The sequence below is a fragment of the Bacillus sp. 1021 genome, assembly GCF_014534735.1.
Lineage (GTDB): Bacteria > Bacillota > Bacilli > Bacillales > Bacillaceae > Bacillus > Bacillus siamensis.
Window position 1 is genome coordinate 405,697 of the sequence record NZ_JACVSR010000002.1, and the last position, 19,520, is coordinate 425,216.

Here is a 19,520-nt window from a genome sequence, read left to right on the forward strand (position 1 = left end):
GTCCAACTAAAAGACCGTCGCCTCTTAGCACTCACAATCATAATGATTTTAAAATTTCTCAAGGAACGATCAGCAGCCCGTTAGCTGCCCCTGATTAAAGATGATGTGTTACCACACTGTTACGTTAGAACTCCCGCTGCTTTGATATCCCTCTGTCGCTAAGACTTGGTAAGACCAATTACTGCCCAGATTCATTCCATGACTCTTCCATGCGTTAACATGATTGCTGAAAGTGATTGTAGCGTTGCTTCCAGTTGGTCTCTTTGTCTGACGGACACTCCAGTACTGCGTAAAAGTAGTGTTATCGCCATCAATGGAAGGTGCGTTATAACGTGTCGTTGTATAGATGTCATATGTACCTCCATCACTTTTTACAGTACCTTTATACGCTCCGGTAGGTCTGTAAGTACCCCATGAATCCACTACATAATATTCGATGAGAGGTGATCTCGTCCAGCCATATAAAGTCAAATATCCATTGCCATTCGGCGCCCAAACTCCGGCATTATAGTTTATGGTTCTGAATGGGGAACCTGTCGTCCAGCCTTTACCAACAACGAAATTTCCGGTATTGGACCAATTAACACTGTAATTCCCGCCAGACCCATTGACAGCGTTTACGATTCCGCCTCCATCAGTCCAATTTTGCCAGTAGTCTGTGCCGGCTGCAGACGCGGTTGACGAAAACAAGCTAATACCCATTAAAGCTGTCGTTAATCCAACTAAGAACTTCTTTTTAAATTTAAACATATGTGACCTCCTATAATATTTTTTCTGACTTTGACGTGAGGCAGCACCCGTATAGATTTAAAACCTTCTTAATGACTAACGCCAAAGCTTTTGACCGCTCCCTTCAATATCATATCACGAATGCATAAGTGAAGATTATGAGTATTTGTAATTTAATTACAAAGGCCTAAAAAATACATTATGGGCGGTCCTGTTCCGCCATAGCCTTACTCTTTTTTCGCAGAATCACAATTCTTGTTTCTGAATCTGACGGAGTCATCTGTCATGTTTTACTTTGTATTCGATGTAAGAGGGGATTTAATCGCCGATACCTGCAGAGGAATGGCCAGCCTCGTTAAAGGGCAATAGTGGAGCTGCAAGCCGAATAAGAAAAAATCCCGGGCTCACGCGCCGGGATTTTTAATATGTATTTGCATCAATGTTATCAAACATACCGTCAACAATGCCGAACGTCATGAGGACAATGAAGAGAATGATGCCGAGAACGGACAGGCCGATCGTTACAATGAGGTAGATCCCCTGCATTTTCACGAATTTTGCGTAATTCTCCAGCATATGTTCCTCTGTCAGTTCATTGAACTGTTCCGCCATCTGTCCGGCTTCTTTTGCCGAGCGCATCAGAAAAATGCCGGCAATAATCTGCAAAACGCCGGGAATGGCTCCGATTAAGAAGAAAAACGCACCCGACAGCGCTGCAAATGCGCCCATAATAATGAATAAAATACCTGTCGCTTTTCCCCATTTCGAAATAGAAATAAGCGAACGGTTCACTGATTCAGGTTTCAAAACATGGCACTCCTTTACAAAAAAATACTCACTTTTCATTTATACACTATTCGGTCATTCTTTTGAATATAAAATGTGTTTTTTTCCTGCCGTGCATCCGTTTCTATATGATAAAATTCCCGGGTTACACCCGGGAATTACAAAATCGGCGACAGAAGCCTTGAAACCGATTCTTTAATGCGGATCCACAGCGAACGCTCCTGATATTCTTCATACGTATATTTTCTGGAGACGAGCAGATCTTCTTTAAATGAGGAAATGAGCTTTTTCGCGATGGTGACGTCATAAATAAAGGCGTTGACTTCAAAATTAAGCCTGAAGCTTCTGACGTCGATATTCGCGGTACCGACCGAAGCCGTCTCATCATCGACGACAATCGTTTTCGCATGAATAAAGCCGTTATCGTAAATGTAGACCGAGGCCCCGGCTTTCAAAAGATCGCCTATGTAAGATAAAGTCGCCCAGTAAACGAAAGCGTGATCCGGTTTGTTCGGGATCATGATTTTGACGTCGATGCCTGACAGACAGGCGATCCTGAGGGCGTCTAAAAGACTGGAGTCAGGAATAAAGTAAGGCGTCTGAATCAGGATCGACCGTTTCGCCGTTGAGATCATCTTAATATAGCCGTTTTTAATTTGTTCCCATTCTGAATCCGGTCCGCTTGTGACAATCTGCATCCCGACATTGCCCTTCGGCTCGCATTCCGGAAAATGATTCGGAACGTAAGTGAGCGTATGGTGATGGGAGGCTTGGTTCCAATCGAGGATAAACCGTGTCTGAATGGCATGTACCGCCGTACCTTGAAGCCTGAGGTGCGTATCCCGCCAATAGCCGAATTTCGGATTCAGGCCGAGATATTCATCTCCGACGTTAAAGCCGCCGACATAGCCGGTTTCGCCGTCAATAATCACGAGCTTGCGGTGATTCCGATAATTGAGCCGCAAATTAATCGGACGAAGCCTGGAAGGAAAGAAGACTTCCACATGGCCGCCGGCGTCCCGAAGCGGCTTGAAGAATTTTTTTCTGAGTGATCGTGAACCGAGTTCATCATATAACACTCTGACCTTTACGCCTTCCTGTGCTTTTTTCACTAAGGCGTCACGCAATTTTTTCCCCAGCTCATCACCTTTATAAATATAGTATTGAAGGTGAATATGATCTTTTGCGTTGGAAATGTCCTGCATTAAACGTTTGAACTTATCGCGCCCGTCCGTTAAAATCTCAACCGAATTATCCTCTGTAAAAACCGCGTGGTTGTTCATGACAAGCATATAGATGAGATCTTTATTATCCACGGTCGCCCTGTTGTTAAATTGGAATTGCCTCGACTTCAGATCTTTCAGCTGAGACTTCAGCAGCTTTTCAATCCCGATCTTTTTACGGTCTTCCCATTGAAACAGGTGCTTGCGTCTCAGGTTATGGCCGAATAACAGGTATAAAATAAACCCCAAAATGGGAATAAAAAAAAGAACCAAGAGCCAGGCCCATGAAGCGCTGGCGTCGCGTCTTTCTTTGAAAATCATGATGACGGCCAAAAGTATATTTAAAACGAAAAAAAATCCGAATAAAATAAATGAAATGCTCACTTTGCAACCCCGCTATATCATATTTATCAAGACTGTGCCCATTAGTATTCCGACAAGTGCAGCAATCTGATTCCCATTTCAAATTATAACATTGACAATTTAAAAGAATAAAGAGCCGGAATCAAAGATGGATGCAGTTTTCTTTCAAAGAAAGTTCCGGGTGCGGTAGAATAAGCATATATGAAAAAGAAGACAAAAATGACAGCAAAGGGGAGAGGGTATGAAGCTGGAACATGCGGAACAATTGCCGGGATTCATAAAAAAAGAAATTCAGAAAATACAAATCGCCATCGCACCGCTGATGAAAAAAAGCATCATTTACCGTTTTCTCGCTTTCCCGCTCGCCGCTTTTAGTCTGTTTCATCTGGCATCGCTTTTGATTCAGGCCCCTTCCGGGAGAGGAGCCCTCGTGTCGGCCGGCATTTTTGCACTCCTTGCGGCTCTGGGTCTTGCGTTTTTTAAAGAAGCCGGCTACCAGCGGAAACAGGTGCAAAAAACGATCCGCCTGTATATGCTGAACAGAATCAGAAAAAGCAATATTCTGTCCGAGGAACGGAAAAGCGCCTATACCCGATTGGTAGCGGAGGAGCCGTCTGCGATGAAAAGCTTTATTGAATTCTTAACAGAAGAAGATCGAAAAAAAGAGATGCTGTATTAAAAAAGAGCTGACGCGCGATCAGCTCTTTTTGTCATTCAAACACAGGGTCGTTCTCATAGTAATATGAATCAGGCGCGTCATACGTATCAGTGCTGTGGTAAGCCACAATTCCGATGACAGCGAAAATGACGAATAAAATAAAAGCGATAATGCCCAATGCCACACTCGATACTGCGTAAAAGAACTGCATTTTGATAAAGGATGCGTAATGTTCGAGCATATTTTCTTCCGCGTTTTCTTCTGATTCTCCCTGAAGGGCGGCTGCGGCTTTTGCCGAGCGCATCAGCATGACGCCGGAAATGATGAGCAAAACACCCGGTATGGCTCCGAGCAGCGTCACAATGGCTGACAGAGCGGAAAGAGAGCCCGTAATGATAAGAAACACGGCGGTGATTTTTCCCCACTTGGCGATGTCGGCAAGGGAACGGGCTTTTTTATTGAGCGGCTGGTTTTCGTCTTTGTCTTTATCGATGCTGATCATGACAGTTCTCTCCCTAAAATGTTCAAGTCATATCGTTTTCCGTCCATTTCGGCGATACCCGGGAATACGCCCCATTCGGTAAAACCGAATTTTTCAAACAGCTTAATGCTCGGCACATTATGGCCGAAGATAAAAGCCATCAGATTACGGATGCCGATTTTCGGAGCCATCTCAAGGGCTTCTTTCAGCAGAAAGCTTCCCGCTCCTTTGCCCCGGCAATCCTGATGCAGATAAATACTGATCTCCGCCGTTTTGTCATAGGCCGGACGGCCGTAAAACGTTTCGAAGCTGATCCAGGCCGCCACTTTTCCGTTTTCATCTTCCGCGACCATCAGCGGGCGCCTGTCCGTGTGCCGCAAAAACCAATCCATCCGGTCTTCGGGCGTCACTTCTTCCGTATCAGCCGTTACCATCCGTGAGGCGATCGTCGAGTTGTATATAGCCACAACCGCATCTAAATCTTCCAATACGGCTTTGCGCAGGGTCAAATTCATATTCCGGGATCTCCCTTCACATTTCATTACATAATTATGAGCAATCTGCACATACTACTTCCAAAAAAGTTTTTTTATGATGTGTATATATTTTCAGAAAAGTGTTCAGAATGTTGCTGAGGTGATGAACAAATGAGAGAGGAAGAAAAGAAAACTTCTCAAGTCAAAAAACTTCAGCGGTTCTTTCGCAAACGCTGGATATTCCCTGCAATTTACTTAGTCAGTGCGGCCGTCATTTTAACAGCTGTCCTTTGGTATCAATCCGTTTCAAATGATGTGAAGGACAATCTGACGAATAACGGCGGAAACTCCGCGTATGACAGCGGCAAAGACGATGCCGTCGAAGTAGGAAAGTCAATGGAAAACGTCGCAATGCCGGCTGCTCATTCTGAAAATGTTTCTGTTGTGAAAAAGTTTTATGAAACGAATGCCGCAAAAAAAGAGAAAGAAGCAGCACTTGTTAACTATAATAACACGTACAGCCTAAGTAAAGGAATTGACTTAGCTGAGAAAGACGGAAAATCATTTGACGTTTCCGCTTCTCTGAGCGGTACGGTTGTGAAAGCTGCTAAAGATCCGGTACTGGGATATGTGGTTGAAATTGAACACTCAGACGGCCTGTCTACTGTCTATCAGTCTCTATCTGAAGTCAGCGTCGATCAGGGCGACAAAGTGAAGCAGAACCAGGTTATCGGAAAATCAGGAAAAAACCTTTACAGTGAAGAAAGCGGAAATCACGTGCACTTTGAAATCCGCAAAGACGGCGTAGCAATGAATCCGCTGAACTTTATGGACAAACCGGTAACATCTATTGAAAAAGCGGCAGCTGAAGAGAAAAACGCTGTAACAGAAGAAACGGAAGGGTCCATTCAGCAGTCTTCCGAGAAAAAAGATGTGACGCCTAAACAAGAAACCGAGGAAAAACCCGGCGGTAAAGAAGACGGCACAAAAGACAAGACAGATGGTAAAGATGACGGTTCAATGAAAGATTCAGGCAAGTAACTGTGATCCTTAAGCGCCTATCAGCTCTGATAGGCGCTTTTCATTTTGCTTTATGTGCCTTTATACTAATAGAAAACGAGGGAGATGCTGAATGAATAAATGTCTGGCGGCGGGGTGGCTCGTCTTTATTTTCATTTCTGCTTTGACTGAAAGCTTTCACGATATGATTGTGACGCAGACGATGGCCTTCCGTTTCACGCCCCATCCGGATGCATCCGGTTTCTTTGTGTTCGATATGGCGGAGCTCACCGTACCTGAAGCGGCGATTCAAAAGCTCGGGCACGCGTTTTCCTTTTTTGTGCTCACTTGTTTGTTTTTCAGGGAGCGCAGACGCATGAAGAGGGCGGTGCTCTATGCATTGGCCGCCGCCTTCCTGACAGAAATCGTCCAGCTCTTTTTCGGCAGAAACGGCTGCCTCCGTGATGTGCTGATTGACAGTCTCGGCATTGCTGTATTCTGTGTTTTACAAAGGAAAAAAGTGAGAATGCTCCATTTTTACGAAGCAATCAGAAGTACACCACTACTACAGCTTCCGCAAGTCATTATTTTAGTTTCTCTAATTCTTCTATAGTGTATGTAGTAACAGGAGCCGCTTGATCATCATCTTTTTCCCTCCATCCTTTCCACACTCGTTGATTGTACTTATCTTTTCTTTTTTGTTCCCATTTTTTTTGTTCCTTACTAGTACCTGTTGTATACTTTCCTTTTTGTGCGAATCTTTTTCTTGTTTTTTCGCTACTCTTGCTAAGTGTTTGTCGTACATTATTCATCGAATACAGTTCTTCCTGTTTCAATCTCTTCTTTTTCTCTATAGCTTCAGGAGACTTCTCTCTGGCTCGTTGTTTTTCTCTAATCTCTCTCCTTTTTCTTTGACCTAAGGTTTCATTTTTAAATTGATTTTCTTCTCTCATTTTAAACTAGCTCCTTCCACTAGAATATTTATGCAAAACTTAAATCACTTTTATTATAAACAAATGATGTTTTTCTCTCACTTATATCTTGTTGTTATTCCTGATATGATGCTGGGTTTTTCGTGACCAAGGCAGACAACGGAACGCGCCTTGGCTGCAGCTGAAGGAGTTGTGCGGCAGGGCGACCGTAAAAACATAGCGCCAAACATACAAAAACCGGCAGTCTGTGAAAGACGCCGGCTTTTTTTATATATGATGGTTTGTCGATTTGTTTTTATGAACGATGCTTTCGTAGATTCGCACGATCAGGTCGACAATCGGACGAAGCACATTTGAAAACCTGAACAGCAGGAATCCGACAACGAGGGAAACGATAATGCTTCCGAGTACATCAATCGGATAATGGTGGCCGACCCAAATTCTTGAGAAGCCGGTCAAAAGGCCGAAAATTACTAGCGGCCAGCCGAGTTTTTTGTTGCGGAACAGAATCGCAATTGAAATGGCCAAAGCGCCTGTCGTATGGTCACTCGGAAAAGAAGCATCCGCGGCATGAGGGATCAGCGTATGAACCGTATGATCGACAAAGGGGCGCGGCTCGATATAGATTTTTGTGATGATGTAGTTGACGATAAGCGCTGCAATACCGGTAAAGCCTGCGTACAGAGCGTTTTGTCTGCCTTTTGTGTTTCCAAACAGCCACATGGCAAGCAGGAAAAGGGCGTAGGCGTAAAGGGCGTATTCCGTTATAAATACCATGATAGAGTCGAGAATGGCACTATGGTGCGACAAACCATTGATCGCTTTAAACAGTTCGTAATTCACAAATATCACCTTTTATCTTTATTTTATATGAACAGTGTAATGCTTTTTTCTATGAGACACAATTGGTATTAAAAATAATTATAAAAAAGTAAACAGAATGAAACGTGACTGTATTACTGTGCGTCAAGTATGAGGGAAAAGAATAGCCGAAGGAGTTTTGTCCGTTGCTGAAACGTTTGAAAAACGCCGATCTGCCGCTTGTGTTTGTCATCATGCTGCTTTGCGGATTCGGTTTGTTAATGGTGTACAGCGCCAGTGATGTGATGGGGTCTCAGCGATACGGAGATCCATCCTATTTCTTCCATAAACAGAGAACCTCTTTGCTGATCGGAATATGCTTATTTTTATTTGCAGCCTGTCTGCCGTATAAGCGGTATGCCCGGCTTGTACCGCTGTTTGTGGTCGGATCGCTGGTGTTGCTGCTGCTCGTATTGATACCGGGAATCGGGCTGGAGCGGAATTTTTCCCGCAGATGGCTGGGAGCGGGGCCGCTTGTCATACAGCCGTCTGAATTGGCGAAGATCGCGATGATTTTGTATTTCGCTGCGATTTACACGAAAAAGCAGCCGTACATTCATCAATTTGTGAAGGGGGTTCTGCCGCCTTTAGTCATTTTGGGAACCGCTTTTCTGCTGACATTGGCGGAGCCTGATTTAGGAACAGCTTCCTTAATTCTGGCGGCGTGCGGGTCAATTTTATTATGTGCCGGCTTGAAAAAGCGCCATTTGCTTGTGCTCGGCGCAACGGCGGTGTCGGGAGTCGTTTATCTCGCATTTTCCGCTTCCTATCGTGTGAAGCGGCTTGTTTCTTTTACCAATCCGTTTGGTGACGCAAACGGGGACGGCTATCAGCTGATTCAATCTTATTTCGCCATTTCCGGAGGCGGATTTTTCGGAAGAGGCCTTGGGAACAGTGTTGAAAAAATGAATTACCTGCCTGAGGCGCATACTGACTTCATTATGGCTGTGATCAGCGAAGAACTGGGGATATTCGGTGTTCTGATCGTGTTGGGATTATATTTCGCGTTAATGCTTCTCGGCGTAAAAACAGCCATGCGTGCTGATGACCCGTTCGGGAAGCTTCTCGCCATCGGAATTACGTTCCAATTGATGTTTCAGGTTGTATTGAATTTGGGAGCGATGAGCGGACTCCTCCCGGTTACGGGTGTGCCGCTTCCGTTTATCAGCTACGGCGGTTCTTCATTGATTATGACGCTGTTTTTGTGCGGCATACTGGTCAATATCAGTACATATTCAAAAAAACAAACCGTACGGCATAAGCGGCCTGTCCCGCATGAAAAAAAGGCTTCTTCTTTTTAATGAAGCCCGAAAAAAAAACGCCCGGGACATGCTGTCTCCGGGCGTTCTGTATGTTTATAAAGCTCCTGGTCCTTCTTCTCCGGTGCGGATATTAATCGTGTTTCCGATTTCATAGACAAATATTTTGCCGTCGCCGGGCTCTCCCGTTTTCAGCACTTTTTTCGCCGTTTCCACCACTTGATCAACGGGGACCTTGCTGACAACGATTTCCACTTTCAGCCGTTCATACACATTGCTTTCAATTTTGACTCCGCGGTACAGTTCGGTGTGGGCTTTTTGAAGGCCGCAGCCGTGTACGTTGGAGAAAGTCAGCGATGTGACTCCGATTTTACCGAGTTCCTGCTTCAATGTTTCAAACTTAGCCGGACGCGTAACGATTTCTACCTTGAACATTTGACCGCTCATCTAAGTCACTCCTCACTTTATAAGTCCTGATATGCTTTTTCCCCATGCATCGTTAAATCAAGCCCGAGTGATTCTTCTTCTTCACTGGCGCGGAGGGGAATGAACAGACCTACAATTTTAATGATAACGAAAGTGACAATAAATACAAATACATAGGTTGCCGCAATGGCCGCAATCTGTTTCCAAAGCAGTCCCGGATCGCCGTAAAACAGCCCGTTTGCCCCGCCGTCATTGACGGAAGTGGTGGCGAATAAACCGGTCGCGATGCCGCCCCATGTCCCGCCGATTCCATGCAGGCCGAAAGCGTCAAGCGCATCATCGTATCCGAAAGTCTTTTTGAGCCAATACACGCCCCAAAAGCAGACAAGCCCGCCGATAAAACCGATCACGATGGAAGAAAACGGCGTAACGAACCCGGCAGCCGGCGTAATGGCGACAAGTCCGGCGATAGCGCCTGATACAGCACCCAGCATAGTCGGTTTCTTGTTCAGCATCCATTCGATTAGAATCCAGCCGATAATTCCGGCCGCAGCTGCGGTGTTTGTATTAATGAAAGCAAACATCGCGATACTGTCAAGCGTCAGGGCGCTGCCGACATTGAAGCCGAACCATCCGAACCAAATGAGCGCCCCGCCCAAGAACGTATAAATTAAGTTGTGAGGAGAAGCCGCCGTGCCGTCCTTGCGTTTCCCGAGGACAATCGCCAGAACGAGTCCGGCAACTCCGGAAGAGATGTGAACAACATTTCCGCCCGCAAAATCAAGGGCGCCCATTTGGCCGATCCAGCCGCCGCCCCATACCCAGTGCGCAACAGGTGTATATACGAGGGAAACCCACAAAAAGGAAAATAAAAGAAAAGCACTGAATCTCATGCGTTCAGCGAATGCTCCGGAAATAATCGCCGTCGTCAGGACTGCAAATGTCATTTGGAACATCATGAACAATGAATGCGGGATCGTATCACTGTAGCTTCCGGGGTCAAAACCGATTCCCTTCAGCCCCGCCCATTCAATGCCGCCAAGCCATGTATTGCCGGGAGCAAAAGCAAGTGAATATCCGTACAAAACCCAAACGACGGATACGATGGCAATGGAAGAAAAACTGTGCATCGCCGTGCTGAGCACATTTTTGCTTTTTACCATTCCGCCGTAAAATAAAGCCAGCCCGGGGGTCATCAGCCACACGAGTAAAGCGCAAAAGAACATAAATACTGTATCGCCCATCTGCATGTTGTATTCCTCCGTCTCATTCAGAATGTAATTGTGATTAATTCATTATTATAGAGAAAAAAGAATGATAAAACATTTTCGTGTAAGGTTATCTGACATGGTTTTTTGCATTCATCATGTCGCTTTTCAAATGAACGTCATGTGACTTTATATCCATAAAAAGAGCATCGGAGCACGGAAGAAGAAATCCTGTCCGGGAAAGAGTAAAATAATCGGGGTGAGAAACACTAACTGCATCAGGAGGAATTGAATATGACAACATCATTGAATCTGCAATTTGAAAAAACGGCTTTGGTCCTTATTGATTTACAAAAAGGCATTGTGCCAATGGATAAAAGCGGGGCCGTTGTGCCAAACGCGAAAAAATTAATTGATGTGTTCCGGGAAAAAGGCGGTTTTATCAGCTTTGTGAACGTTGATTTTCATGACGGGGCTGATGCGCTGAAGCCGCTGACGGATGAAGGGGCGGCGGGCCATTCGGCTCCGGCGGCGGATTGGGCTGAATTTGTGCCTGAAATCGGAGTGAAAGAAGATGATTATACGGTGACAAAACGGCAGTGGGGCGCGTTTTTCGGCACGGATCTGGATCTTCAGCTCAGAAGACGGGGAATCGACACGATTGTATTATGCGGGATTGCGACAAACATCGGTGTGGAAAGCACGGCGCGGGAAGCTTTTCAGCTCGGGTATCAGCAAGTTTTCGTGACTGACGCGATGGCGACGTTCAGCGATGAACAGCACGAAGCGACACTCAAGTTTATCTTCCCGAGAATCGGCAGAAGCCGGACGACGGAAGAATTTATCGCACAGACAAAATGACAATCTCCAAAAAAAGCCGCGTTCTGTTTTTAACGGCCGTGGCTTCGGGGACGATGCTGAACCCATTGAACTCGTCGATGATTTCTCTTGCGCTTCACAGTATTCAGCATGAATTTCACCTGTCGTTTACAACGGTGTCCTGGCTGATATCGTCCTTTTATCTGGCCAGTGCGGTGGCGCAGCCTGTTACCGGAAAGCTCGGTGATATGCTCGGCAGGAAGAAGCTGTTTTTGATCGGGCTTCTGCTTGTTGCCGTCTCGGCCGTCGGCGCGCCGTTTGCGCCGACTTTCATGACGTTGTTAATGATGAGACTGTTTCAATCGATCGGAAGCAGCGCGATATATCCGTCCGGCGTCGGGTTGATCCGTTCGAATATACAGGAGAAGCAGGCGTCGGCGCTTGCCGTCCTGTCGATCTTTGCATCAGCTATGACGGCGCTCGGTCCGACACTCGGCGGTTTTCTGATCGTTTGGGGAGGGTGGCCCGCGATCTTTTTCGTCAATCTGCCGTTTATCATTCTCAGCTTTTTTCTCGGGATGTATATGTTTCCGAAAGATGAAAAGCGCGAGATCGGCGGCTTGAAAGCCGTGCTCCGCCAGCTTGATACGATCGGGATACTCCTGTTTGCCGGGGCGATTATTCTGCTTTTGTCATTTTTGTTGTCCTTCAGTACGAAGCCCCATTATACAGAAGGCATATTCGGGCTTTTGTTTGTCGGGCTGTTTATCTGGCGCGAGCTGAAAACGGAGAAGCCGTTTATTGATGTCAGGCTGTTTAAAACGCATCGGAAACTATCGTCGGTGTATATTCAATTTATTCTGCTGAATATATTCTTTTACTGCATCTTTTTCGGACTTCCAAGCTATTTTCAGGATGAAATGCATTTGTCCGTCCAGACAAGCGGAATGATTATGCTGTTTATGTCAGGCATGAGCATCCTGGTGTCGCCTTTGACCGGAAAATGGATAGATAAGAAAGGGGTTCTTCAGCCGATTGTTGCCGGAACCTGCCTGACCGCGATCGGGGCTGTTCTGTTAACGTTCTTCTTCCTTCAGGCGCCTATGATAGGTAAGGGGCTGATTCTGTCCGTGCTGGGTGTCGGTTACGGCTTCGGCAATGTGACGTTTCAGGCGGCCATGCTGAAAACAAGTCCAGCAGACATGGTCGGAACAACGTCCGGCCTGTTTCAGACCTGCCGGTATCTCGGTTCGATTTTATCTTCCGTCATTTTGGGCATTCTTTTCGGGAAAGAAATAACCGCCGGCCATTTTCATATGCTCGGCACGATTCTTATCATTGTCGGCGCCGTAAGCCTTTTGATGGCGTTCCGGTTTTCGGTTCTTCTCAAAAAGGCCTCTTAACAGCCGCATCAAAAAGAGACGGGTACTTCCCGTCTCTTTTTTTATGTGCAATGTGCTCAAAAATCAAAACGAAAATTGTCGATAGCGCCCAATGTTATTTACGGAATTTTCAGTTATATTCTTTAACATGATATGTGAGGAAACCGTACATACAGGAGGGTGAAGATGAAAAAACCAACGAATGATCGGCTCAGCAACAAAGATTTACTGCCTTTAGAAGAAGGAGAACGGACGTGGAAAGCGGTGAATTTTGCATCTATCTGGATGGGCTGCATTCATAACATCCCGACCTATGCGACTGTAGGCGGGCTCATTGCGATCGGCCTTTCTCCGTGGCAGGTGCTCGCCATTATCGTGACAGCATCACTCATTTTATTCGCCGCTCTCGCCTTAAACGGACATGCCGGAACGAAATACGGGCTTCCCTTTCCGGTCATCATCAGGGCTTCTTACGGAATATACGGCGCAAACATTCCGGCGCTTCTCCGGGCGTTTACGGCCATTATGTGGCTCGGAATTCAAACATTTGCCGGAAGCACGGCTTTAAACATTCTGCTGCTGAACATATGGCCGGGCTGGGGAAGCCTCGGCGGAGATTGGAATATATTCGGGCTTCATCTGTCGGGCTTTCTGGCGTTTATTTTCTTTTGGGGCATTCATCTGCTTGTGCTGAGGCACGGCATGGAATCGATCAAAAAATTTGAAGTGTGGGCGGGTCCGCTTGTTTATCTCGTATTCGGCGGCATGGTCTGGTGGGCGATAGATATTGCCGGCGGGCTCGGTCCGATTTACTCGCAGCCGGGGAAATTTCATACCTTTTCTGAAACGTTTTGGCCGTTTGCGGCGGGAGTAACGGGCATTATCGGAATATGGGCGACATTGATTCTGAATATTCCTGACTTCACCCGGTTCGCCGCGTCGCAAAAAGAACAGATTCGCGGCCAGTTTTACGGCCTGCCGGGAACGTTTGCCCTGTTTGCGTTTGCAAGCATTACAGTGACATCCGGATCACAGGTTGAATTCGGGAAACCAATTTGGGATGTGGTGGAGATTTTGGCCCGGTTTGATAATCCTTTCGTTATCGCTCTTTCGGTCATCACACTCTGCATCGCCGCCGTCTCGGTCAACGTGGCGGCAAACATCGTGTCACCGGCCTATGACTTGGCGAATGCCCTGCCTAAATATATTACGTTCAGAAGGGGAGGGTATTTGACCGCCGTTCTGGCCCTGTTCACAATACCGTGGAAGCTGATGGAGAGCGCCACGAATGTATATGCGTTTCTCGGACTCATCGGCGGGATGCTCGGACCGGTAGCCGGGGTGATGATGGCTGATTATTTTCTCATCAGAAAAAGACAGCTTTCAGTTGAAGACCTTTATTCGGAAAACGGACAGTACACTTATTACAAAGGCTATAATTACCGGGCTTTTGCCGCGACCTTTCTCGGCGCGTTTATTTCCTTAATCGGGATGTACGTCCCGGCGTTCGCCGGCATCTACGATATTTCCTGGTTCGCGGGTGTGATTGTGTCATGTCTCGGTTATACGGTGCTTATGTATTTCCATCCGCCTTATGCGAAAGCGGCGGGACAAATGGTGCGGGAAAGAGCGGCAGAATAAAAAAAGCCGGGGGCTGCCCCCGGCTTTTTGTCATATCAGTCTGCGATTGAAACGTTTCCGTCCGCTTCAAGCGGCGTTCTTTTTTTCTGGCTCCAGCCATACAGAAGTAAAGCAATCAGGACGAACAGCCCCGCTGCCAGATAAATCGAATGGAATCCGGCCGAAGCGACGAAGAGGCCGAATACATAGGACCCGCCGGCAATCCCGCTGTCAAAGAAAGTGAAGAAGGTAGCCGTTGCGAAGCCTGAACGGTGTCCGGGCGAGTTCTGAATCGCCAAAGTCTGCATACACGGTACGATAGAGCCGTAGCCGAGACCGATGACGGCGCCTGATAAGAGAAGCATGAGGGCGCTGTTTGTCATTGCCAGCATGCAAAGCCCTGCGGAAAACACGATAATCGACGGGTAGATGACGATTCCCGGTCCGATTTTGTCAAACAGCTTTCCTGTGAAAGGACGGGCTGCCATCATCGTCACGGCGAAACAGACGAAGAAATAGCCGCTGACATCCAACAGATGGATCGTCTTTGCATAAACAGATAAATATGAAGTCACACTTGAATAACAGAAAGAAATGGACAACCCGACAATCGCGATTTTAAGCGCACCTTTTTCAAACATGTCGGAGAAAGAAAAACGGAAGACAGTCGTTCCGCTGTTGTTTTGATCCGGCACGCGAATCATGAAAGCAATTAACAAGCCTAAAGAAACAAACACGGCGAAAATCGTAAAGAAAACCGGGAATGAAATGACTTTCACAAGGCTCAGCCCGAGAAACGGACCGATCGCCATGGCAAGGTTCATAGACATCGCGAAATAACCGAGTCCCTCGCCGCGCCGCTTGGCGGGAATAAGGTCAGCGGCAATTGCACCCGTGACCGTCGTTAAAATGCTGAACCAGATGCCTTGGAAAAAACGCAGTCCGAGCAGCAGATAGAAATTGTGTATCGGCAAATACAGATAAGAAGACAGGGCGAACAGCGCCAGAGATACAATCGTCATTCTTTTCTTGCCGAACCGTTCAATAATCGACCCTGAAAAAGGACGGGTAATAATAGCAGATAACAGGAACAGGCTGATCAAAAGCCCTCCTTGCGATTCACTGCCGCCAAGCTCCTGAATCATATAAATAGGCAGCACGGCCAAAAATGTATAAAAGAACACAAAGACAAATAAATTCACGAGTACGACCATAATAAAATCTTTGGTCCAGATCGAGTCAGATTTACTCAAAAGTACAGCACTTCCCTTTCTTTTTTATTTCGTTAAAAACACATTCAGAAACTCAGAAAAAGCTTCCTTATCTCCATCTTGGAAATACGCAAGCATGTCTTCCTCGAACTTCAGCATCTCTTGATTGATGCAGTCGTATTTCAATTCAGCTTCCTTCGTCAAGACGACGAGCTTTTCCCGCTTGTCTTCTCCCTGTTCCCGCTGAATCCAGCCGTTTTCTTCAAGGCGTTTGATCGTTCTGGTAACGGTCGGCGCCTCCACATTCAGATAGGACCAGATTTCTTTTTGGGTCATCGGTCCGATCGTTTTCAAGCAATATAGGATTGACCATTGAGAGGAGTACAGGCCGAATGGTTCCAGCCGCTCATTGGCTTTCTTCGTAATCAGGCGGGCGCATTGATTGATTTGATGAATGAGGCGTCTGTTGACGGGGATCATTTCCGTTCTCCTTTTCAAAAAACTTACCTAAGTAACTAATTGCGCTGTTTCATTCTACAGCAGGATCGCGCGGATGTAAAGCCCCTCGTTCAAAAAGCAGAAAATTGCGATCCGTCCCTTGTCCTTATTGAGTTTTTAGCATATTCCCAATTCATTGCTAATACACTGTTACAAACCTATCAAAGAGAGTGTTTGAGGTGAGGGATCGTGGGCATATTTCAAAAACCTTCTTATATAATCGGACAACAAAGAAGCTGCATCATCAGTGAATCTGTTACAGAATACGGATCTCATTTCACACTTCTCACATCCAACTGGGGAGGTCGAGTGGTGTGCACGATTACATCAAAGAGCGAACAATCAAGATTGGTAAGTATATCGTGGAGACGAAAAAAACCGTTCGTGTCATTGCGAAAGAGTTTGGTGTTTCCAAAAGTACCGTACACAAAGATCTGACAGAGCGCCTGCCTGAAATCAATCCTGACTTGGCGAATGAAGTAAAAGAAATACTCGATTATCATAAATCCATCAGACATTTAAGAGGGGGAGAGGCGACGAAATTAAAGTACAAAAAAGATGAAATTCTAGAAGGGGAGCCCGTTCAGCAGCCGTAGCGTCTGACGTCTGCCGGCTCCCTTTTTTTCCTCCTGGCGGTTTCGCGAATATCCGCAAAATTTTGTCAAGAACTTATCTCGTTCAGCAGCTTTTTTTTGATAAATTATGATAATATATATAATTAGGGCACAATGTGGATATTTTACTGTGAAACAGATATCAAGGAGGATATAAATAGATGTTTGCAAGGGATATTGGAATTGACCTCGGTACTGCAAATGTACTGATCCATGTAAAAGGAAAAGGAATTGTTCTGAATGAGCCGTCCGTTGTGGCGCTTGATAAAAACAGTGGCAAAGTGCTGGCGGTCGGCGAAGAAGCCAGACGAATGGTTGGACGTACACCTGGGAACATTGTTGCGATCCGTCCGCTGAAAGACGGCGTAATCGCAGACTTCGAAGTAACAGAAGCCATGCTGAAACACTTCATTAATAAACTGAATGTAAAAGGACTTTTCTCAAAACCGCGTATGCTGATCTGCTGCCCGACGAATATTACGTCCGTTGAGCAAAAAGCGATTAAAGAAGCCGCAGAAAAAAGCGGCGGAAAGCATGTGTACCTTGAAGAAGAACCGAAAGTTGCCGCTATCGGCGCAGGTATGGAAATCTTCCAGCCGAGCGGTAACATGGTTGTTGACATCGGAGGCGGTACGACGGATATCGCAGTTATTTCTATGGGCGATATTGTCACCTCCTCTTCTATTAAGATGGCTGGGGACAAGTTTGACATGGAAATCTTAAATTATATCAAACGCGAGTACAAGCTGCTGATCGGTGAGCGTACCGCTGAAGATATTAAGGTGAAGGTCGCAACGGTTTTCCCAGACGCACGTCATGAAGAAATCACCATTCGCGGCCGTGACATGGTTTCCGGTCTGCCGAGAACGATTACAGTAAACAGCAAAGAAGTGGAAGAAGCCCTTCGTGAATCAGTTGCCGTCATTGTGCAGGCTGCCAAGCAGGTTCTTGAAAGAACACCGCCTGAATTGTCCGCTGATATCATCGACCGCGGCGTCATCATTACCGGCGGGGGAGCGCTTTTAAACGGACTTGACCAGCTTCTTGCCGAAGAACTGAAGGTGCCTGTTCTTGTCGCTGAGAATCCGATGGATTGTGTTGCGGTCGGAACCGGCGTCATGCTTGATAACATGGACAAGCTTCCAAAACGCAAACTGAGCTGATCATAAAACCTCATTCTTGAAAAAGAATGAGGTTTTTTCTGTAAAACCCTTCACGAAAGGGAATGTAAATCCGATAATAAGAAAAAATGCTGATCTTCATTATAGAACAAATGTTCCAGTTAGGCAACTGGAAATCATGCTATTTCAGAGGTGGAAGACTTGTTAAAAGGATTATATACCGCAACGTCCGCAATGATTACACAGCAGAGAAGAACGGAAATGCTGTCAAATAATATCGCAAACGCGAATACATCAGGGTACAAAGAGGATCAAGGTTCAATCCGCGCCTTTCCCGAAATGCTTTTGAGCCGAATAGAAGGCGACAAAAAAACGAAAATCGGTTCCGTCAACACAGGCGTGTACATGCAGGAGCTGAAACCATTGTTCACGCAGGGCAGCCTGAAAACGACCGATCAGCCGACGGATATCGCGCTTATGGAGAATCAAGTTCCCAAGAATGCCGAAACGAATGAAAACGCCGAGCTGTTTTATCCGGTTCAGACTGCGGGCGGCGTCCGCTATTCAAAAAGCAGCACTTTCTCATTAAATGAAAACAATCAGCTTACGATAAACGGAAACCTTGTTTTATCAACAAACGGACAGCCGATTACAGTCGACAATGAAAAATTCACCGTATCAGAAAACGGCACGGTCACAACAAACGGCCGGCCGGCGGGACAGATTGACATCAGAATGGAAGAAGACGTGCGCAATCTGAAACGGGACGGCAATGACCTATACAGCACGGCCGACGGCTCTGAACTGCCGAGTGCGGCGGCGAATCCCCAAGTCTCGTATACCTTAAAACAAGGCGTCTCGGAGCTTTCAAACGTGGACGTGACAAGCACGTATACAGAAATGACGGAAGCATACAGATCATTTGAAGCCAATCAGAAAGTCATTCAGGCTTACGATAAAAGCATGGATAAAGCCGCAAATGAAATCGGCAAAGTGTAATAAAATGGGGGACGTTCAATTATGATGCTCAGATCAATGCTGACGGCTTCAACAGCCTTAAACCAGCTTCAGCAGCAGATGGATACAGTCAGCAGCAACCTTTCAAACAGTGATACGACAGGCTATAAAGCGAGGGACTCCCGCTTTTCCGAGCTGATCAGGCAGCAGTATGATCAAATAGATGATAAAAAGGAAAATTCGCCGAACATGCGGAAAACACCGCCCGGCCTGCGTCTCGGCGCCGGAGCGATGATGACGCCGCAGCTGGATTCAGGGCAGGGAAGCATCAAAAAAACCGACCGTGATCTTGATATCGCGTTCACATCACCATATCAATATCTCCAGGCAGAAGCGGACGGACGGCGGGTGTATACAAGGGACGGCTCACTCACCCTCAAGCCGGCCGGCGGAAATAACCGGGTTCTGCAGCTGATGACGGCGGGAGGCAATCCCATCCTCGATGAGAACGGTCAGCCCATCCAAATTGACAGCTCGCTGACTAAGCTGAAAATCAGCAAAACCGGAACCCTGACAGCTTCAGACCAGGCAGGGACCCGTTCTCAGACGTTTAATCTCGGCATCGTCAATGTCAATAATCCTCAGGCGCTTCATGCGGAAGGGGATAATCTGTTTTCCGTAAACGGTGCGGGAGCTTCAGCGATTGAAGAGCTGACCGGCGCAAACCGGCAGGGGATCGGCATGGAGCAGGGGGCGCTTGAAAATTCAAATGTCGATATGTCTAAGGAAATGACCGACTTAATCGTGTCGCAGCGTTCTTACCAGCTGAACAGCCGCACGATTACATTGGGAGACCAAATGCTGGGCTTAATCAACTCAGTCAGATAATAAAAGAAG

Annotated in this window: 22 protein-coding genes; 11 read left to right on the top strand and 11 right to left on the bottom strand. The window is 46.4% G+C overall.

Going from position 1 to position 19,520, the window contains the following annotated elements; translation table 11 throughout:
• Positions 1-108 precede the first annotated feature (108 nt).
• The 3 genes from xynA to cls form a co-directional block, all read right to left on the bottom strand.
• Positions 109-750 (bottom strand): endo-1,4-beta-xylanase XynA, encoded by a 642-nt coding sequence (gene xynA / locus ICW23_RS08685; RefSeq protein ID WP_016937663.1) that lies wholly within the window; start codon positions 748-750, stop codon positions 109-111.
• Between the two features lie 399 nt (positions 751-1,149).
• Entirely contained in the window at positions 1,150-1,536 is a 387-nt protein-coding gene (locus ICW23_RS08690) for a DUF5362 family protein (protein WP_060964070.1), read from the bottom strand.
• A 137-nt stretch (positions 1,537-1,673) separates the two neighbouring features.
• The gene (cls, locus tag ICW23_RS08695) at positions 1,674-3,122 is read right to left on the bottom strand and encodes a cardiolipin synthase (RefSeq protein ID WP_016937665.1); all 1,449 of its coding nucleotides are present in this window, start codon (positions 3,120-3,122) and stop codon (positions 1,674-1,676) included.
• A 220-nt stretch (positions 3,123-3,342) separates the two neighbouring features.
• On the opposite strand from cls, the gene ICW23_RS08700 reads away from it, so the two are divergent.
• Positions 3,343-3,780, top strand: a complete 438-nt coding sequence (locus ICW23_RS08700; RefSeq protein WP_016937666.1) for a DUF5392 family protein — start codon at positions 3,343-3,345, stop codon at positions 3,778-3,780.
• A gap of 31 nt (positions 3,781-3,811) precedes the next feature.
• Here the strand turns inward: ICW23_RS08700 and ICW23_RS08705 are convergent, their stop codons facing one another.
• Positions 3,812-4,261, bottom strand: coding sequence for a DUF5362 family protein (locus ICW23_RS08705; protein WP_188154347.1), 450 nt, complete (start codon positions 4,259-4,261; stop codon positions 3,812-3,814).
• Complete coding sequence (locus tag ICW23_RS08710) at positions 4,258-4,749, bottom strand: GNAT family N-acetyltransferase (protein WP_095241277.1); 492 nt, start codon at positions 4,747-4,749, stop codon at positions 4,258-4,260. Before ICW23_RS08710 ends, ICW23_RS08705 begins: the two co-directional genes overlap by 4 nt.
• 138 nt (positions 4,750-4,887) lie before the next feature.
• On the opposite strand from ICW23_RS08710, the gene spoIIQ reads away from it, so the two are divergent.
• The gene (gene spoIIQ, locus ICW23_RS08715; protein WP_016937669.1) at positions 4,888-5,757 is read left to right on the top strand and encodes a stage II sporulation protein SpoIIQ; all 870 of its coding nucleotides are present in this window, start codon (positions 4,888-4,890) and stop codon (positions 5,755-5,757) included.
• A gap of 91 nt (positions 5,758-5,848) precedes the next feature.
• The gene (locus tag ICW23_RS08720) at positions 5,849-6,328 is read left to right on the top strand and encodes a VanZ family protein (RefSeq protein ID WP_188154348.1); all 480 of its coding nucleotides are present in this window, start codon (positions 5,849-5,851) and stop codon (positions 6,326-6,328) included.
• On the opposite strand, the gene ICW23_RS08725 is transcribed toward ICW23_RS08720, so the two are convergent.
• Together ICW23_RS08725 and ICW23_RS08730 are read right to left on the bottom strand one after the other, a co-directional pair.
• Positions 6,300-6,668, bottom strand: a complete 369-nt coding sequence (locus ICW23_RS08725; RefSeq protein ID WP_016937671.1) for a hypothetical protein — start codon at positions 6,666-6,668, stop codon at positions 6,300-6,302. The two genes, ICW23_RS08720 and ICW23_RS08725, sit on opposite strands and share 29 nt — an antisense overlap.
• Before the next feature lie 246 nt (positions 6,669-6,914).
• Positions 6,915-7,490, bottom strand: a complete 576-nt coding sequence (locus ICW23_RS08730) for an undecaprenyl-diphosphatase (RefSeq protein ID WP_047475852.1) — start codon at positions 7,488-7,490, stop codon at positions 6,915-6,917.
• A 164-nt stretch (positions 7,491-7,654) separates the two neighbouring features.
• On the opposite strand from ICW23_RS08730, the gene ftsW reads away from it, so the two are divergent.
• Positions 7,655-8,809, top strand: coding sequence for a putative lipid II flippase FtsW (gene ftsW, locus ICW23_RS08735; RefSeq protein ID WP_045926372.1), 1,155 nt, complete (start codon positions 7,655-7,657; stop codon positions 8,807-8,809).
• A 54-nt stretch (positions 8,810-8,863) separates the two neighbouring features.
• Here the strand turns inward: ftsW and ICW23_RS08740 are convergent, their stop codons facing one another.
• Both ICW23_RS08740 and ICW23_RS08745 read right to left on the bottom strand, forming a co-directional pair.
• On the bottom strand, positions 8,864-9,214 hold the full coding sequence (locus tag ICW23_RS08740; protein WP_003151222.1) for a P-II family nitrogen regulator: 351 nt from the start codon (positions 9,212-9,214) through the stop codon (positions 8,864-8,866).
• 17 nt (positions 9,215-9,231) lie between these two features.
• Positions 9,232-10,443: an ammonium transporter gene (locus tag ICW23_RS08745; RefSeq protein ID WP_016937674.1), complete on the bottom strand. Its 1,212-nt coding sequence runs from the start codon at positions 10,441-10,443 to the stop codon at positions 9,232-9,234.
• Positions 10,444-10,695: 252 nt separating this feature from the next.
• Between ICW23_RS08745 and ICW23_RS08750 the strand changes: the two genes are divergently transcribed.
• The 3 genes from ICW23_RS08750 (at position 10,696) to ICW23_RS08760 (ending at position 14,243) form a co-directional block, all read left to right on the top strand.
• Positions 10,696-11,262, top strand: a complete 567-nt coding sequence (locus tag ICW23_RS08750) for an isochorismatase family protein (RefSeq protein ID WP_016937675.1) — start codon at positions 10,696-10,698, stop codon at positions 11,260-11,262.
• Entirely contained in the window at positions 11,259-12,623 is a 1,365-nt protein-coding gene (locus tag ICW23_RS08755) for an MFS transporter (RefSeq protein ID WP_188154349.1), read from the top strand. Before ICW23_RS08750 ends, ICW23_RS08755 begins: the two co-directional genes overlap by 4 nt.
• Before the next feature lie 165 nt (positions 12,624-12,788).
• Positions 12,789-14,243, top strand: a complete 1,455-nt coding sequence (locus ICW23_RS08760; RefSeq protein ID WP_188154350.1) for an NCS1 family nucleobase:cation symporter-1 — start codon at positions 12,789-12,791, stop codon at positions 14,241-14,243.
• A 35-nt stretch (positions 14,244-14,278) separates the two neighbouring features.
• On the opposite strand, the gene ICW23_RS08765 is transcribed toward ICW23_RS08760, so the two are convergent.
• Positions 14,279-15,475 carry an MFS transporter gene (locus ICW23_RS08765; protein WP_045926376.1) on the bottom strand — a complete coding sequence of 399 codons (1,197 nt, stop codon included), beginning with the start codon at positions 15,473-15,475 and terminating at the stop codon, positions 14,279-14,281.
• 24 nt (positions 15,476-15,499) lie between these two features.
• A complete protein-coding gene (locus ICW23_RS08770; RefSeq protein ID WP_188154351.1) occupies positions 15,500-15,913 on the bottom strand; it encodes a MarR family winged helix-turn-helix transcriptional regulator in 414 nt (137 codons plus the stop codon).
• A 332-nt stretch (positions 15,914-16,245) separates the two neighbouring features.
• On the opposite strand from ICW23_RS08770, the gene spoIIID reads away from it, so the two are divergent.
• From spoIIID to ICW23_RS08790, 4 genes are all read left to right on the top strand, one after another.
• Positions 16,246-16,527 (top strand): sporulation transcriptional regulator SpoIIID, encoded by a 282-nt coding sequence (gene spoIIID, locus ICW23_RS08775; protein ID WP_003151236.1) that lies wholly within the window; start codon positions 16,246-16,248, stop codon positions 16,525-16,527.
• A gap of 179 nt (positions 16,528-16,706) precedes the next feature.
• Positions 16,707-17,708, top strand: a complete 1,002-nt coding sequence (gene mbl / locus ICW23_RS08780; RefSeq protein ID WP_016937680.1) for a cell shape-determining protein Mbl — start codon at positions 16,707-16,709, stop codon at positions 17,706-17,708.
• Between the two features lie 159 nt (positions 17,709-17,867).
• Positions 17,868-18,665, top strand: coding sequence for a flagellar hook-basal body complex protein FlhO (locus ICW23_RS08785; RefSeq protein ID WP_047475848.1), 798 nt, complete (start codon positions 17,868-17,870; stop codon positions 18,663-18,665).
• A gap of 24 nt (positions 18,666-18,689) precedes the next feature.
• Positions 18,690-19,511: a flagellar hook-basal body protein gene (locus ICW23_RS08790; RefSeq protein ID WP_029575297.1), complete on the top strand. Its 822-nt coding sequence runs from the start codon at positions 18,690-18,692 to the stop codon at positions 19,509-19,511.
• Positions 19,512-19,520: the final 9 nt, after the last annotated feature.

Bases quoted from the DNA above. Each gene is read 5' to 3' on its own strand.
- spoIIQ (WP_016937669.1), top strand. From the start codon at position 4,888: ATGAGAGAGGAAGAAAAGAAAACTTCTCAAGTCAAAAAACTTCAGCGG.
- mbl (WP_016937680.1), top strand. From the start codon at position 16,707: ATGTTTGCAAGGGATATTGGAATTGACCTCGGTACTGCAAATGTACTG.
- ICW23_RS08760 (WP_188154350.1), top strand. From the start codon at position 12,789: ATGAAAAAACCAACGAATGATCGGCTCAGCAACAAAGATTTACTGCCT.
- ICW23_RS08700 (WP_016937666.1), top strand. From the start codon at position 3,343: ATGAAGCTGGAACATGCGGAACAATTGCCGGGATTCATAAAAAAAGAA.
- ICW23_RS08750 (WP_016937675.1), top strand. From the start codon at position 10,696: ATGACAACATCATTGAATCTGCAATTTGAAAAAACGGCTTTGGTCCTT.
- ICW23_RS08740 (WP_003151222.1), bottom strand. From the start codon at position 9,214: ATGAGCGGTCAAATGTTCAAGGTAGAAATCGTTACGCGTCCGGCTAAG.
- ICW23_RS08770 (WP_188154351.1), bottom strand. From the start codon at position 15,913: ATGATCCCCGTCAACAGACGCCTCATTCATCAAATCAATCAATGCGCC.
- ICW23_RS08705 (WP_188154347.1), bottom strand. From the start codon at position 4,261: ATGATCAGCATCGATAAAGACAAAGACGAAAACCAGCCGCTCAATAAA.
- ICW23_RS08725 (WP_016937671.1), bottom strand. From the start codon at position 6,668: ATGAGAGAAGAAAATCAATTTAAAAATGAAACCTTAGGTCAAAGAAAA.
- ICW23_RS08755 (WP_188154349.1), top strand. From the start codon at position 11,259: ATGACAATCTCCAAAAAAAGCCGCGTTCTGTTTTTAACGGCCGTGGCT.
- ICW23_RS08790 (WP_029575297.1), top strand. From the start codon at position 18,690: ATGCTCAGATCAATGCTGACGGCTTCAACAGCCTTAAACCAGCTTCAG.
- xynA (WP_016937663.1), bottom strand. From the start codon at position 750: ATGTTTAAATTTAAAAAGAAGTTCTTAGTTGGATTAACGACAGCTTTA.
- ICW23_RS08745 (WP_016937674.1), bottom strand. From the start codon at position 10,443: ATGCAGATGGGCGATACAGTATTTATGTTCTTTTGCGCTTTACTCGTG.
- ICW23_RS08720 (WP_188154348.1), top strand. From the start codon at position 5,849: ATGAATAAATGTCTGGCGGCGGGGTGGCTCGTCTTTATTTTCATTTCT.